The sequence below is a fragment of the Streptomyces thioluteus genome, assembly GCF_039535865.1.
In genome coordinates this window covers 16,205-30,021 of sequence record NZ_BAAAXZ010000100.1, presented here as the reverse complement: position 1 = coordinate 30,021, position 13,817 = coordinate 16,205, and the positions used below count along the sequence as shown (strand labels likewise).

Here is a 13,817-nt window from a genome sequence, read left to right as displayed (position 1 = left end):
CCACAATTCATCCTCAGGACTGAGCTGTGTGATATACCGGGTGGAGCCCGAATGTGCGTTGACAGGTGATCTCTCGACACGGAAACGCCTCCAACACCCTGTCCAGGCCATCGAACGGCCGGTTCGGCGTGGCCTCGGCGCTCGACGCGTGCTGGCGCTGGCCCCACCTGGCTTGCAGAGCCTGTCGGTGTACGAGCATCTTCGGCATCCTCGGCGCGGGCGGCGCGATCGTCGTCCCCGAGCCCAAGCGCGCCAACGACCCCGCGCACTGGACCGAGTTGATCGACCGTACGGGGTCACCGTCTGGGACAGCGTGCCCGCGCCGATGCGCATGTGTGGTCGAGACGCTGACCGAGGCCGCCCCGACAGCGGGGCGAGCCTGCGCCTCGCCCTGCTCAGCGGCGACTGGGATCCCGCTGGACCTGCCCGTCCGCTCCGCGAGCACCTCCCGAACCTCAGGCGATCAGCCTCGGCGGTGCCACGGAGGGCTCGATCTGGTCGATCCACTACCCGATCGGCGAGGTCTCGGCCGACTGGTCGAGCATCGCCCTACGGCAAGCCGCTGGCCAACCAGTCCTTCCACGTCCTCAACGAGTGGCTGGAACCGTGCCCCACGGGGTGACCGAGAGCTCTACATCGGGCGGCACGGGGTGTCGCCGCAGGCTACTGGCGACCCGGTCCGCACGGCGGAACGTATCATCACCCACCCCGCCACCGCGCGAACGGCTCTAACCGCACCGTGCGACCTGGGCCGCTACCAGACCGCGGGAACATCGAGATCCTGCGGCCGCACCGACTTCCAGGTGAAGATCAACGGCTACCGGGTCGAGCTCGGCGAGATCGAGCACCCTGCTGCGCCAGGAGGGCGTCCCGCCAGGCCCTGGTGACCCGCACCGGCCCACCCCGCGCACACGGCCAGCGCCAGCTCGCCGCGTACCTCGTGCCCGACGGGCCCGCGCTCGACCCGGCCCGCGCTCACGCGAGACGCTGGCGGGGGCACTGTCCAGCTACATGGTGCCCACCCAGTACATCCCCCTCGGACGCCGTGCCGGCTGACCCCCAACGCGCAAGGTCGACCAGGGCGCCCTGCCCACACCGTGGCAGGAGCGAGAGGGACACGGACGGCCGCGTCTCGCCGCGCAACCGACATCGAGGAGCGGCTCCTCGCCGTGTGGGCCGAGCAGTTGGCCACGGCGACTTCGGCATCGAGGACGGGTTCTTCGACGTCGGCGGCGACTCGCTGCATGCCGCGGTGGGGATCATCGGCCACCTCCGCACCGAGTTCGGCATCGACGCCTCCGCCGAACAGGAGATCATCGAGGGCCTGTTCATGAACTCGACCATCGCGGACTTCGCCGAGATCATCGTCTCTCTCCAGGGGGCCAGCGGCATGACCGACGCCACCTGGGACTACGTGATGGCGTCGGCGGCGGCTCCGCGGCACAGTCACCGCCACCCGCCTCGCCGCCGACGGCCGGCGGCGCGGCCTGCTCCTCCTGGGAAGCCGGCGGCGACCAGCCGTCCCCGCCGGGAGAAGACCCACCCGCTCGCCGACGCCAGCCGGCTCATCCTGCGCGACTACAACTGGGACTACCTGGCCAACCTTCGCGCGGCAGCAGCCGCCTGGAGGACCTGGTGGCCGCCGGCCCCGAGGGGCGCGCCCGGGTCGCCGAGGCCGCCGCGGCTAGATCCCGCGGGCTGTGGGGCCGCTTCCCCTACCAGCTGGGCAAGGTCATGGGCGGCGGCTCGGCCGTCAACGGCGCCATCGCCCTGCGCGGCCTGCCCCGCGACTTCGCGGAGTGGGTCCGCCTCGGCAACCCCGAGTGGTCCTGGGAGCACGTCCTCCCGTACTACCGGGAGATCGAGTCCGACCCGGGCATGCCCGCCGAACTCCACGGCGACGGCGGCCCGGTGCCCATCCGCCGGGTCGCGCGCGAAGGACTGCACGAGATCGACACGGCGTTCTGGAACGAGTGCGTCGCGCTCGGCCTGCCCGAGCTGGACGACCTCAACGGCGGCCGGGAGGCCGGCGTCGGCGTCATCCCCAGCAACGCCGTGGACGGCGAGCGGATGGACACCGCCACCACCTACCTCTCCACCGCCCGGCACCTGCCCAACCTGGAGATCCGCACCGGCACCAAGGTCACCCGGGTCCTCTTCGAGGGCAACCGCGCGGTCGGCGTCGAGCTGCTCGCGGACGGCGAGTTGACGACGGTCCGCGCCGGCGACGTCGTCCTCAGCGCGGGCGCGGTCGGCACCCCGGTCGTCCTGATGCGCTCCGGCGTCGCCGCCGCCGGGCTGACCGAGTCCCTGGGCGTCGCGCCCGTCGTGGACCTGCCGGGCGTCGGCGAGAACCTCGTCGACCACCCCTCCGTCGTCATCTGGTCGAAGCCCAAGCCGGGCGTGTGCACGGCGGGCCTGCCCTGGCGGACCGTCGCGTCCCGCATGTCCAGCGGCTTCGACGACGACACGGACATCCAGGTCGGCCTGCTCAACAACGTCGAGAGCTCCACGGTGCCGGGCTTCGAGAACCGGCTGGACTGGCCCCTGGTGGTGGGCGTCTCGGTGATGCTGCTCCGCCCCGCCTCGCGCGGGCCGGGTCTTCCTGGAGGACGCCGACCCGCACGCCAAGCCCGTCATCGAACTGGGCCTGGGCACCGTCGAGGAGGACGTGGACCGGCTCTGCCACGGCGTCCGCAAGGCCTGGAGCATCCTGCGGAGCCCGGCGCTCGCCGACCGCTTCGAGGAGACCCAGTTCTGGACCGACAAGATGGTGGCCAACGACCGCATCCTGCGCAGCGGGGTCAGGAACATCATGAACCCCGGCTGGCACGCGGCCGGTTCGTCCCGGATGGGCCCCGCGAGCGACCCGATGGCCGTCGTGGACCAGGAGGGCCGGGTGCACGGCACGGAGAACCTGCGCGTCGTCGACGCGTCCGTCTTCCCGTCGATGCCCAGCGTGCCGACCAACCTGACCACCATCATGCTGGCCGAGCGGATCGCCGGGAGCGCGAAGTAATGAGCACGCGGCTTTACTGCTTCCCGCACGCCGGCGCCACCTCGGTGGCGTACCGGCCCTGGAAGGCCCTGGAGAACGACCGGTTGACCGTCGTCCCCGTGGACCAGCCGGGCCGCGGGACCCGCAGGAGGGAGACCCGGACCGACGACTTCCACGAGCTCGTGGAGTCGACGGCCCGGTACGTGGCCGACGATCTGCGCGGCGCCCGGGCCACGGACCCGGGCGTCCGCTGGGCCACCTTCGGGCACAGCTTCGGCGCGACGCTGAGCCTGGCCGTGGCCGCCGAGACGGAGCGCGTCCTGGGGGAGGCGCCGGTGCGCGCCTTCCTCTCGGCGGCGCTCCCGCCGGGGCTGCAGAAGCCCGACGACACGGACGCGCTCAGCGACGGACAACTGCTGGAGAAGATCGCCGCGGACGGCGGGACGGCGTCCGAGCTGCTGTCCAACGGTGCGATGAGCGCCTTCCTGGTGCGGCTGATGCGCGAGGACTACGTCGTGCGGCGGCAGTTCCCGAGGGAGGCCGCCGGCCTGCGCGTCGGCTTCCCCCTCACGCTGATCGCGGCACGGGACGACGCCTATGTGACGCCCGGGCAGATGTGGCAGTGGGGCGGGCACAGCGATGCCGACGCCCGCCGGGTGGAGATCGACGGCGGCCACTTCGCCGCCGTCCAGGACCCGGCGGCGGTCATGGCGATCGTGGGCGAGGACATCGGCGAAGGGGAGCGCTAGACATGCAGACCACCGTGTACGAGGCGCAGCACGAGGACTTCCGGCAGATGTGCCGCACGTTCCTGGCCCGCGAGGCCATCCCGTACCACGACCAGTGGGAGCGGGACGGCATCATCGGCCGCGAGCTGTGGACGAAGGCCGGGGCCGCCGGACTGCTGGGCATCGGCGTGCCCACCGAGTACGGCGGCGGCGGGGAGACCGACTTCCGCTATCCGGCCGTCCTCTCCGAGGAGTTGATCCGGGCCCGCGTCACCGCGCCCGGCTTCGTCGCCCACAACGACGTCATCGCCACCTACCTGTCCGGCCGGACGACGCCCGAGCAGCGCAAGCGCTGGCTGCCCGGGCTGTGCGCCGGCGAGCTGATCGCGGCCATCGCGATGAGCGAGCCGGACGCCGGGTCCAACGTCGCCGACATCCGTACCACGGCGGTGCGCGACGGGGACTTCTACGTCCTCAACGGGCAGAAGACCTTCATCACCAACGGCGAGAACGCCGACGTCGTCGTCGTGGCGGCCAAGACCGCGCCCCAGCGCGGCGGCCAGGGCATCAGCCTGATCGTCGTCGAGCGGGACACCCCCGGGTTCACCCGCGGCCGGCGCATGGAGAAGCTGGGCTGGACGGCCAGCGACACCTGCGAGCTGTTCTTCGACGACTGCCGGGTGCCGGCCGGCAACCTGATCGGCAAGGAGAACGTGGGGATGGCCTATCTGATGGCCGGACTCCCGCGCGAGCGGCTCAGCATCGCCACGGTGGCGGTCGCCGCGGCCGAGAAGATGCTGGCCGACACCCTGGAGTACGCCCGCGGCCGGCAGGCGTTCGGGCAGGCCATCGGGAGCTTCCAGCACAACCGCTTCCAGCTCGCCACCCTGGACACCGAGATCAGCATCGCCCGGGTCTTCCTCAACCACTGCGTCACCGAGCTCAACGCCGGGCGCCTGACGGTGGCCGACGCGGCCAAGGCCAAGTGGTGGACCACCGAGCTCCAGGTCGAGGTCGCCAACCGCTGCCTGCAACTGTACGGCGGCTACGGCTACTTGAAGGAGAGCCCGATCTCCCGCGAGTGGGCCAACAGCCGGGTCCAGACGATCTACGGCGGCACCACGGAAATCATGAAGGAACTGATCGGCCGCTCGCTCGGGCTGTGAGCGCTCCTTCGGCACCTGATCAGCAACGGAAGGGACGTACCCCCCGCATGAACCACCCCGGCGAATCCCTGCACGCGGGTACCGACGGGCTCACCGTCTCGGTCGCCACACTGGAGGAGTGGCGGCACGTGGAGGAGTGGGCCAACGGCGAGGGGTGGAACGTCGGCCTCAGCGATGTGGCCTGCTTCCACGCCACCGACCCGGACGGCTTCTTCCTCGCCCGCCTCGGCACGACCCCGGTCGCGGCGATCTCGGTCGTCAACTACTCCGACACCTATGCGTTCATGGGGCACTACCTGGTCCACCCCGACCTGCGCGGGCAGGGGCTGGGCCTGGCGACCTGGGAGGTGGCGTTCCCCCACGCGGGCAACCGGGTCATCGGCCTGGACGCCGCCCTGCCCCAGCGCACCAACTACGAGAAGCACGGCTTCCGGGCCGTCTGGGACACCGTCCGCTACGGCGGTGTCCTCACCCGCCCGGGCCGCCCGGCCGAGGGCACCGTACGGATCGGCCCCGGCCACCTGGACGCGGTCGCCGCCTACGACCGCGACTGGTGCCCCGCCGACCGCGGCGACTTCGTACGCCGCTGGCTCACGGCCCCCGGGCACGTGGGGCACGCGAGGGTGCGGAACGGCGCGGTCACCGGATACGGGGTGATCCGCCCGGCCCGGGAGGGCCACCGGATCGGCCCGCTCTTCGCCGACACCCCCGAGGACGCCGAGGCGCTCCTCGACACCCTCACCGCCGACCTCGGCCCGGGGGCGGGGCTCTCCCTCGACATGCCCGAGCCGCAGACGGCGGGCGCCGGACTCGTCCGGGCCCGGGGTCTCACCGAGCGGTTCCGCACCGTCCGGATGTACACCGGCGAGGTTCCCTGGAGCCGCGCCGGCCAGGCGTACGCGACCACCACGCTCGAACTCGGCTGACCGACGCGACACTTGAACTCAGGAGGTGCACGATGGCGGACTCCACTCCGACCATGTACGAGTGGATGGGGGGCGCCGAGGTCCTGGAGAAGCTCACCGAGGCGTTCTACGCGAAGGTGCGCAAGGACGAGATCCTCGCCCCGCTCTTCGCGCGGATGACCGACGACCACCCGCAGCACGTGGCGACGTTCCTCGGCGAGGTCTTCGGCGGCCCGGCCAAGTACACGGACGAGCACGGCGGTTACCCGCGCATGCTCTCCCGGCACATCGGCCGGCAGATCAAGCCGGAGCAGCGCAACCGCTGGGTCGAGCTGATGCGGCAGGCGGCCGACGAGGTCGAGCTGCCCCAGGACGCGGAGTTCCGCTCCGCGTTCAACGCCTACATCGAGTTCGGCTCGCGGCGCGCGATGGCCAACTCGCAGAAGGACGCCGAGCTCGGCAGCCGCGAGACCATCAAGATCTGGGGCTGGGGCGAGGCCGCCCCCGGCTCCGACTGACCGGCGGCACAGGAAAGAGGGGCCCGGCACGCTCATCGCGTGCCGGGCCCCACGGTGTTCCCGGGACCGGCCGGACGGGGGGACGGTCAGTCCCGGGAACAGGCTCTGGCGGTGTGGACGGTGGTGGCGCTCAGATAGAAGGCGTCCGGGCGCCACAGGATGCCCGTGCAGGCGTCGCCGTCCACCAGGCGCTCCAGCACCGCACGGTCCTCGGCGTCCAGCCGGTCGCCGACCCGCTCGCGCAGCCGCGTGAGATGGCCGTGCAGGTGCTCACGGGCCGGCAGGCCCAGCGGGGTCGGCAGGTCGGTGAGGAACGTCCGGGTCCCGGTCGGGATGAGCCCGGCCCGCGCGAGCATCGCGGGCCAGTCCTCGACGGTGGCGGACGCGCCGGGCAGGTCCCCGCGCATGGCGGTGAACCAGTCCTCGTCGGCGGCCTCCAGCCGGGCCTGGAGGCCCGGGCGGCCCATGCCGATGTCGCGGGGCAGGAAGCGCGGGGGCAGCCCGCGCTCGGCCACCGCCAGCACCCCGCCGCGCCGCAGCCGGGCGGCGAGGGCGTCCAGCGCCGCCTGCTGGTCGCCGAGGTGGTGGACGAGGTGGCCCGCCCAGATCACGTCCGCCGCGCCGAGCGCCTCGAACTCGCCGGGCAGCTCGGCCCGTCGGGCGGTCACCCGGCTCGCCAGGTGCCGGCGCGCGGCGCGCAGCCGGACCCGCTCCAGCACGGCGGGGTCCCGGTCCACGGCCAGGATCTCGGCCCGGGGGAAGGCCCGGGCGAGCAGACAGGTGCCGATCCCCGGCCCGCAGCCGACGTCCAGGACGCGGCCGACCGCCTCGTCCACGCCGTCCCCGGCGCAGACCAGCCCCCGCAGCCACTCCACCGTCTCCTCCAGGGAGGAGATGTGCAGCTCGGCCTCGCGCTCCAGCTGGGCGGCCGGGGCGTCGTGGTCGACGTCCCCGGAGTGGTGTGGGTTCATGGGCTGTTCCTGTTCCGGGCGGGGCGGGCGGGGATCAGCGGAGGTAGGCGGCGAGAGTCCGCTCGAGGACGGGCTTGGGGGAGGCGCCCACCCACTGCTCCTTGCGCTCGCCGTCGGCGTAGACGATGAAGGCGGGGATCGACGAGACGCCGTGCTGGATCGCGAGCGAGGGCTCGTCGTCCACGTTGACCTTGACGACGTCCAGGTGGCCCTGCTGCTCCTCGGAGAGCTGCTCGATGATGGGGGTCATCATCCGGCAGGGCGCGCACCAGGGGGCCCAGAACTGGATGAGTACGGGCGTGGTGGCCTCAAGGACGCGGGTGGGGAAGGCGTCCTCGGTGAGGGCGTCCACGGGCTTGGCCATGGGTGGTTCTCCTTGTACGGGGGTTGTACGGGGGAGGTGATGAGGTGAGCGTGATCAGGTGCGGCCGACGGATCTCCGCCGGTCCCCGGTTCGGACAGCGGGTACGAGGCGGGGCGCTTCGCCGGAGCCGGAAGACGCTTCCGGGAAATCCGGACGCGCTAGCGGACGAGGGGCTCGGCCGGGTTGCGGTAGTCCTCCAGGTCGCGGGCGATGTCGTCGGCGAGGAGGTCGTGGTTGAGGGCGAAACCGGCGGCGGAGCCCTGGCCGGCCGCGGTGACGACCTGGGCGCGCGGGTCGGCGACGTTGCCCACCGCCCAGATGCCGGGCACGCTGGTGCGGCCGGCACCGTCGGTGACCACGAAGCCCATGGCGTCCTTGTCGCAGCCCAGTCCGTCCAGCAGGGCGTCGTTGGGCACCATGCGCGGGAAGACGAACACGGCCTCGCGGGGCACCACGCGCCCCTCGGACAGCTCGACACCGCGCAGCCGGTCGTCCTCGACGACCAGCCACTTGACCTCGCCCTCGGCTATCCGGATGCGGCGGGCGGCGAGCTTCTCGCGGTCCTCGTCGGTGATCTGCATGGTGTGCGGGAAGAAGACGACGTCGTCCGACCACTGGCGCAGCAGCAGCGCGTGGTTGACCGCGTTGGGGTGGGTGCCGAGCACGCCGAAGGGCTGGTCGCGCACCTCGTAGCCGTGGCAGTACGGGCAGTGCAGCAGGTCCCGGCCCCAGCGCTCGCGCACGCCCGGGATCTCCGGCAGCTCGTCGCGCAGGCCGGTGGCCACGACGACGTGCCGGGCCTTGAGCGCCGCCCCGCCGGCCAGCTGGACGACGAACCCCTTCTCGACGCTCTCCACCTGAGCGTCGATCAGGTCCACGCCGTAACCGGCGACCTCCTTGCGGCCCACCTCCAGCAGGGCCGCGGGGGACATCCCGTCCCGGGAGAGGTAGCCCATCATCTGCTCGGCCGGGGCGTTGCGCGGCTTCCCGCCGTCGACCACGGCCACCTTGCGGCGCGAACGGCCCAGCAGCAGCGCGGTGTTCAGCCCCGCGGCGCCGCCGCCGATCACCACGACGTCGTACGTGTCCTTGCTCGTGTCGCTCACTGCGATCACCTCCGCAGGTCAGCCTGCGACCGTCACCCGGAGGTGGCAATTTTTGTTGCCGTTTTAGGAACGCCGGGTGTGCAATGACGGAATGGAGATCTCCGATGCCATCACCCGAGCCCTGACCGAGGTCGGCCCCCGTCTGAAGCGGCTGCGCATACAGCGCGGTGTGACGCTGTCGACGCTCTCCGAAGCCACCGGGATCTCCAAGAGCACCCTCTCCCGCCTGGAGTCCGGCCAGCGCCGGCCCAGCCTGGAGCTCCTGCTCCCGATCTCCCAGGCGCACCAGGTGCCCCTCGACGAACTGGTCGGCGCCCCCGAGGTCGGCGACCCCCGCATCCGCCTGAGCTCCAAGCACGTGGCGGGCAAGACGGTCATCCCGCTCACCCGCCAGCCCGGCCCCCTCCAGACCTTCAAGGTGATCATCCCGCCCGCGCTGAGCACACCTGAGCTGTGCACCCACGAGGGCTACGAGTGGTTCTTCGTCCTCGCCGGCAAGGCCCGGCTGATCCTCGCCGACCACGACATCGTCCTCGGCCCCGGCGAGGCCGCCGAGTTCGACACCCGCCTCCCGCACTGGTTCGGCAGCACGGGGGAGGGCCCGGTCGAACTCCTCAGCCTCTTCGGCCGGCAGGGCGAGCGGATGCACGTCCGGGCGAAGCCGGTGCCCGCGGCGAAGGAGGCCACGGCGTGACGGGCCCCTACGCGCGCGTCCCCACCCGCTCCGCCAGGAACGCCTCCCACGTCCGTCCGCCCGTGTCCACGTCGTCCAGCGTCAGGTTCTCGCCCGCCCGGTACGAGCGGCCGACCTTGCCGGGCATGGGGACCGGGAGGGTCGGGCGGCGCTTGCCGCGGGCGTGCAGGTGGTCGAGGGCCAGCTCGTGCAGCCCGTACAGCGTCGGGCCCGCCAGGTCGCGCACCCGGCCCGCCGGCTCGCCCAGGGCCAGTTCCACCAGCCGCGCCGCCACGTCCCGCGCGTCCACCGGCTGCCACCGCAGGCCGCCCGGCGCCGGCACGACCGGCAGCTTGGCCATCTTCTCGGCCACGGTCAGCGCCAGGTCGTGGAACTGCGCCGCCCGCAGCGTCGTCCACGGCACGCCCGACTCCTCGACGGCCCGCTCCGCGTCCCGCTTGGCGCGGAAGTACCCCAGCGGGATCCGGTCGGCGCCGATGACCGAGATGTACACCAGGTGCTCCACGCCCGCCGAGGCCGCGGCCCGCGCCAGGTTGAGGGTCGCGACGTCGTCCCCCTTGGGCCCGCCCGCGAGGTGGAGAACGGTGCCGACCCCGGCCAGCGCCGCGTCGATCCCCTCCCCCGTGAGCAGGTCGCAGGCGACATACTCGACGCCGTCCGCCGGCACGCCCCCGCGCCGGCTGAGCACCCGCACCTCGCGGCCGGCGGCCCGCAGGAGCGGGACGACGTGCCGGCCCAGGGTGCCCGTACCGCCGGTGACCAGGATGGTTGTCGACATCGCTTCTCCTAGGGTTCGTCCCGGGCCGTTCTCGAACGGCCTCTGCTGACATGACCCGCGGCACTTGAGGAATGTGACAACCGTGCACCAACGAATTCTGACCACCGAGCGGTTCGAAGAGGAGCGGCCCCGGCTGAGGGCGATCGCCTACCGGATGCTCGGCTCGGTGAGCGAGGCCGACGACGCCGTCCAGGAGACCTGGCTGCGGCTCGACCGCACCGACGCGGAGGCCGTGGAGAACCCGGGCGGCTGGCTGACGACGGTGGTGGCCCGCGTCTGCCTCAACATGCTCCGCTCGCGCGAGACCCGGCGCGAGGACCCGCTGGAGGTCCACGTCCCGGACCCGCTGATCGGCCCCGAGACGTCCGGCGCCGACCCGGAGCAGCGGGCCCTGCTGGCCGACTCCGTGGGCCTGGCCCTGCTCGTCGTCCTGGAGACCATGTCCCCGGCCGAGCGCGTCGCGTTCGTCCTGCACGACCTGTTCGCCGTGTCCTTCGACGAGATAGCCCCGCTGATCGACAAGACCCCGGCCGCGACCCGTCAGCTCGCCAGCCGCGCCCGCCGCCGCGTCCGGGACGGGGCCCCGGCCCCGGACCCCGACCTGACACGGCAGCGCGTGGCCGTCGACGCCTTCTTCGCGGCCGCCCACGACGGCGACTTCGACGCCCTCGTCGCCGTCCTGGACCCCGACGTCGTCCTCCGCGCCGACGCCGGGGCGGGCTCCCGCTTCACCACGGTCCTCAACGGCGCCCGCACGGTGGCCTCGCGGGCCCTCACCTTCGCCCGGCTCATCCCGTTCGCCCGGCCCGTCCTCGTCCACGGCACGGCCGGCGTGGCCGTCGTCGCCAACGGCCGGCCGGTGTCCGTCATGGCGTTCACCGTCACGGACGGACGGATCACGACCATCGACATCCTGGCGGACACCGACCGGCTGCGGTCACTGGACGCCGATGGTCAGATGCGGTCGGCGGCGATGAGGAGGTAGTGGAAGCTGCCTTCGCGGTAGGCGGTGAGGAAGGGGTCCTCGACGCCGGTGGCGAGGGAGGAGCGGGCGCGGAGTTCCCAGTAGGGGATGGCGGTGGGGGTGAGGTCGAGGACGGTCATGGGGACGAGGCCGTTGGCGGCCATGGCCTTGAAGTAGGCGCTGCGGGGGTGGATGTTGCAGGTGTAGTGCTCGTCGATGCGGCTCACGGCCTTGGAGCGGCCGCCGGTGACGTCGTTGGAGCAGCCGGTGATGACGACGTAGCGGCCGCCGAAGGCGAGCTGGCGGGCGTGCTCGGCGAAGAGCTCGTCCAGGTCGACGTACATGGTCGACTCGTTGTTCCAGATGCCCTGGAACTCCCCCGTGGGCAGGCCGGTGTCGAGCATGTTGCGGAAGTGGTACCGCACCCGGTCGTCGACACCGCGCTTGCGGGCCTGCTCGTTGGCGAAGTCGACCTGCGCCTGGGAGATGGACACGCCGTCGACCCGGCACCCGAACCGCGCGTTCGCCATGATGCTCGACCCGCCACGCCCGCACCCGGCGTCCAGCAACCGCTGACCGGGTGCGACGGGCCCGAGATGATCGAGGAGGACGTCGGCCTGCGCGGACTCCAGCCGGTGCAGCTCCTCGACGATCCGCGCGTCCCGCGTCGCCTCGTCACCGTCGAGCACGGACGGGTCGTAATCCCCCAGCCCGTAGTGATGGTGGTAGAGACCATCGACATCACCCAGCCGCAGATTGACCGGGTCCTTCTCGTTGTTCCAGTACTCGGCCACCGACTTCTGGTACGCAGTACGCAGAACAGGGCTGGTGACGGTGGTCACGGGGGTGGTGACGGTGGTCATGGCTGTGCTCCTCGAAACGTAGTTCACGTGGATCGGGCGGTCTTGTGGCGGGCGGCCCCGTCGTGCGGGCCGACCGCGGGGCGCCGGGGCCCGGCCCGTCAGGCCGGGGCGACCTGCACGTTCTCCAGGACGCCGAGCGCGTCGGGCACGAGGACCGCCGTCGAGAAGTAGGTGCTGACGAGGTAGGAGATGATCGCCTGCTCGTTGATGCCCATGAAGCGGACGTTGAGACCGGGCTCGTACTCGTCCGGGATGCCGGTCTGCCGCAGACCGACCACCCCCTCGTCCTCGTCCCCGAGGCGCATCGCGAGGATCGAGGTCGTGCCCTCGTCCGAGATCCGGAGCTTGCCGCACGAGAAGATCGGCACGCCCCGCCAGGAGATCCCGCGATGGCCGTTGTACTCGGCCTCGCCGAGGGCGAGTCCGCGCTTGTTGCACTCGCGGCCGAAGGCGGCGATGGCCTTCGGGTGGGCGTAGAACGCCTTGGTGGAGCGCCGCATGGTCAGCAGCTCGTCCAGGTCGTCCGGGGTGGGCGGACCGGAGTGGGTGGAGATCCGCTGGCCGTGGTCCGCGTTGTGCAGCAGGCCGAACTCGCGGTTGTTGACCAGTTCGTCCTCCTGGCGCTCGCGCAGCGCCTCGATGGTGAGGCGGAGTTGCTGCTCGACCTGGTTCATCGGGTCGTTGTAGAGGTCCGCGACCCGGCTGTGGACGCGCAGGACGGTCTGGGCGACGCTCAGCTGGTACTCGCGCGGCGAGAGCTCGTAGTCCACGAAGGTGCCCGACAGCACGGGCTCGCCCGTATGCCCGGAGGTGAGCGCGATGTCGGCCTCGCCGCGCCGGTTCCGGGGCAGGTCGCCCTCGGCCTCGCGCCGCTGGACGTGGGCCCGCAGGGGCTCGTGCTGCCCCGCGACCTCCTCGTACGAAGGGCGGGGCAGGGCCAGCAGGATGACGGAGGTCACCGCGCGCGCGGTGAACTGCCACGCGCCCGGCTCCTCCCCGACGACCTGGCCTCCGAAGAACCCTCCGTCGGTGACCAGGCCCAGCCGGGTCTCCTCGCCGTACTGGCCGGTCCCGATCCGTTCCACCTTGCCGTGGGCGATCAGGTAGATGTGGTCGGCGGGCCGCCCCGCCTCCGCGATCACCTGGCCGGGTTCGAACTCGCGCTGCTCGAAGCGACCGGCGAGCGCGCGCAGCGCGTCGGGGTCCTCGAAGCCGCGCAGCAGCGGGAGTTCACCCAGCTCGGCGGGGATGACGCGGACGGCCGCCCCCTCCTGGACGAAGGTCACCCGGCCGTCGCCGACGGTGTACGTCAGACGTCGGTTGACCCGGTACGTACCGCCGCTCACTTCCGTCCAGGGCAGGGTGCGCAGCAGCTTGCGCGAGCTGATGCCCTGCATCTGCGGAACGGTCTTGGTGGTGGTCGTGAGGTTGCGTGCAGCTTCGATTCCCAGGCTCAACTGGGCTTGTGCGGCGGACTGTTCGGGCTGCTCCGGCGTCACTGTGGTCATTCCGGGTCCTTTCCGGGGAGGCGTCGGTACGTGCGGTGCACCACGGTGCGACGTGACGTACGGAGGCCCGGTCCCAGGCGAGCGGCTGCGCGAGGCTGTCGGCGCGCAAGTCAAGCAGTGCGTAACGATGTTGGTCGAGGGCGGTGACAGGGTCAGGCGGCCCATTCCCGCCACTCGCACAAGTCCTTGCGCCCGTAGACCACTTGTCCCTCATGCGCACCAGCGGCCCGGAGCGTCCGCGCCGCGCACACGCG

The 13,817-nt window shown here is 72.1% G+C and carries 14 protein-coding genes and 1 pseudogene; 9 read left to right on the top strand and 6 right to left on the bottom strand.

Going from position 1 to position 13,817, the window contains the following annotated elements:
- Positions 1 to 650 precede the first annotated feature (650 nt).
- From ABD794_RS13000 to ABD794_RS12970, 7 genes and pseudogenes are all read left to right on the top strand, one after another.
- A complete protein-coding gene (locus ABD794_RS13000; RefSeq protein WP_344963235.1) occupies positions 651 to 887 on the top strand; it encodes a hypothetical protein in 237 nt (78 codons plus the stop codon).
- A gap of 847 nt (positions 888 to 1,734) precedes the next feature.
- A pseudogene (locus tag ABD794_RS12995) lies at positions 1,735 to 2,310 on the top strand (GMC family oxidoreductase N-terminal domain-containing protein); the annotation flags it as partial.
- 295 nt (positions 2,311 to 2,605) lie between these two features.
- Complete coding sequence (locus tag ABD794_RS12990) at positions 2,606 to 3,019, top strand: GMC oxidoreductase (protein ID WP_344963238.1); 414 nt, start codon at positions 2,606 to 2,608, stop codon at positions 3,017 to 3,019.
- Positions 3,019 to 3,747 (top strand): thioesterase II family protein, encoded by a 729-nt coding sequence (locus tag ABD794_RS12985; RefSeq protein WP_344961772.1) that lies wholly within the window; start codon positions 3,019 to 3,021, stop codon positions 3,745 to 3,747. Before ABD794_RS12990 ends, ABD794_RS12985 begins: the two co-directional genes overlap by 1 nt.
- A gap of 2 nt (positions 3,748 to 3,749) precedes the next feature.
- The gene (locus ABD794_RS12980) at positions 3,750 to 4,892 is read left to right on the top strand and encodes an acyl-CoA dehydrogenase family protein (protein ID WP_344961761.1); all 1,143 of its coding nucleotides are present in this window, start codon (positions 3,750 to 3,752) and stop codon (positions 4,890 to 4,892) included.
- Between the two features lie 47 nt (positions 4,893 to 4,939).
- A complete protein-coding gene (locus ABD794_RS12975; RefSeq protein WP_344961759.1) occupies positions 4,940 to 5,818 on the top strand; it encodes a GNAT family N-acetyltransferase in 879 nt (292 codons plus the stop codon).
- Between the two features lie 32 nt (positions 5,819 to 5,850).
- Positions 5,851 to 6,315, top strand: coding sequence for a group II truncated hemoglobin (locus tag ABD794_RS12970; protein ID WP_344961758.1), 465 nt, complete (start codon positions 5,851 to 5,853; stop codon positions 6,313 to 6,315).
- A gap of 86 nt (positions 6,316 to 6,401) precedes the next feature.
- On the opposite strand, the gene ABD794_RS12965 is transcribed toward ABD794_RS12970, so the two are convergent.
- From ABD794_RS12965 to ABD794_RS12955, 3 genes are all read right to left on the bottom strand, one after another.
- Positions 6,402 to 7,286 carry a class I SAM-dependent methyltransferase gene (locus tag ABD794_RS12965; RefSeq protein ID WP_344961756.1) on the bottom strand — a complete coding sequence of 295 codons (885 nt, stop codon included), beginning with the start codon at positions 7,284 to 7,286 and terminating at the stop codon, positions 6,402 to 6,404.
- A gap of 34 nt (positions 7,287 to 7,320) precedes the next feature.
- On the bottom strand, positions 7,321 to 7,650 hold the full coding sequence (trxA, locus tag ABD794_RS12960; RefSeq protein WP_344961755.1) for a thioredoxin: 330 nt from the start codon (positions 7,648 to 7,650) through the stop codon (positions 7,321 to 7,323).
- Between the two features lie 158 nt (positions 7,651 to 7,808).
- A complete protein-coding gene (locus tag ABD794_RS12955) occupies positions 7,809 to 8,756 on the bottom strand; it encodes an NAD(P)/FAD-dependent oxidoreductase (protein WP_344961753.1) in 948 nt (315 codons plus the stop codon).
- A 91-nt stretch (positions 8,757 to 8,847) separates the two neighbouring features.
- Between ABD794_RS12955 and ABD794_RS12950 the strand changes: the two genes are divergently transcribed.
- Entirely contained in the window at positions 8,848 to 9,450 is a 603-nt protein-coding gene (locus ABD794_RS12950) for a helix-turn-helix domain-containing protein (protein ID WP_344961752.1), read from the top strand.
- A 7-nt stretch (positions 9,451 to 9,457) separates the two neighbouring features.
- Here ABD794_RS12950 and ABD794_RS12945 read toward each other — a convergent pair whose 3' ends face one another.
- Positions 9,458 to 10,228 carry an SDR family oxidoreductase gene (locus ABD794_RS12945; protein WP_344961751.1) on the bottom strand — a complete coding sequence of 257 codons (771 nt, stop codon included), beginning with the start codon at positions 10,226 to 10,228 and terminating at the stop codon, positions 9,458 to 9,460.
- A gap of 82 nt (positions 10,229 to 10,310) precedes the next feature.
- On the opposite strand from ABD794_RS12945, the gene ABD794_RS12940 reads away from it, so the two are divergent.
- Positions 10,311 to 11,213, top strand: a complete 903-nt coding sequence (locus ABD794_RS12940) for a sigma-70 family RNA polymerase sigma factor (protein ID WP_344961749.1) — start codon at positions 10,311 to 10,313, stop codon at positions 11,211 to 11,213.
- Here the strand turns inward: ABD794_RS12940 and ABD794_RS12935 are convergent.
- The gene (locus tag ABD794_RS12935; RefSeq protein WP_344961747.1) at positions 11,183 to 12,055 is read right to left on the bottom strand and encodes a geranyl diphosphate 2-C-methyltransferase; all 873 of its coding nucleotides are present in this window, start codon (positions 12,053 to 12,055) and stop codon (positions 11,183 to 11,185) included. The genes ABD794_RS12940 and ABD794_RS12935 overlap by 31 nt on opposite strands.
- A 98-nt stretch (positions 12,056 to 12,153) precedes the next feature.
- Positions 12,154 to 13,563, bottom strand: coding sequence for a family 2B encapsulin nanocompartment shell protein (locus ABD794_RS12930; RefSeq protein WP_344961745.1), 1,410 nt, complete (start codon positions 13,561 to 13,563; stop codon positions 12,154 to 12,156).
- Between the last annotated feature and the right edge of the window lie 254 nt (positions 13,564 to 13,817).

What these genes read in the sequence shown, in the direction of transcription:
- ABD794_RS12985 (WP_344961772.1), top strand. Translation starts at nt 3,019, where the DNA reads ATGAGCACGCGGCTTTACTGCTTCCCGCACGCCGGCGCCACCTCGGTG.
- ABD794_RS12980 (WP_344961761.1), top strand. Translation starts at nt 3,750, where the DNA reads ATGCAGACCACCGTGTACGAGGCGCAGCACGAGGACTTCCGGCAGATG.
- ABD794_RS12975 (WP_344961759.1), top strand. Translation starts at nt 4,940, where the DNA reads ATGAACCACCCCGGCGAATCCCTGCACGCGGGTACCGACGGGCTCACC.
- ABD794_RS12970 (WP_344961758.1), top strand. Translation starts at nt 5,851, where the DNA reads ATGGCGGACTCCACTCCGACCATGTACGAGTGGATGGGGGGCGCCGAG.
- ABD794_RS12965 (WP_344961756.1), bottom strand. Translation starts at nt 7,286, where the DNA reads ATGAACCCACACCACTCCGGGGACGTCGACCACGACGCCCCGGCCGCC.
- trxA (WP_344961755.1), bottom strand. Translation starts at nt 7,650, where the DNA reads ATGGCCAAGCCCGTGGACGCCCTCACCGAGGACGCCTTCCCCACCCGC.
- ABD794_RS12950 (WP_344961752.1), top strand. Translation starts at nt 8,848, where the DNA reads ATGGAGATCTCCGATGCCATCACCCGAGCCCTGACCGAGGTCGGCCCC.
- ABD794_RS12945 (WP_344961751.1), bottom strand. Translation starts at nt 10,228, where the DNA reads ATGTCGACAACCATCCTGGTCACCGGCGGTACGGGCACCCTGGGCCGG.
- ABD794_RS12935 (WP_344961747.1), bottom strand. Translation starts at nt 12,055, where the DNA reads ATGACCACCGTCACCACCCCCGTGACCACCGTCACCAGCCCTGTTCTG.
- ABD794_RS12930 (WP_344961745.1), bottom strand. Translation starts at nt 13,563, where the DNA reads ATGACCACAGTGACGCCGGAGCAGCCCGAACAGTCCGCCGCACAAGCC.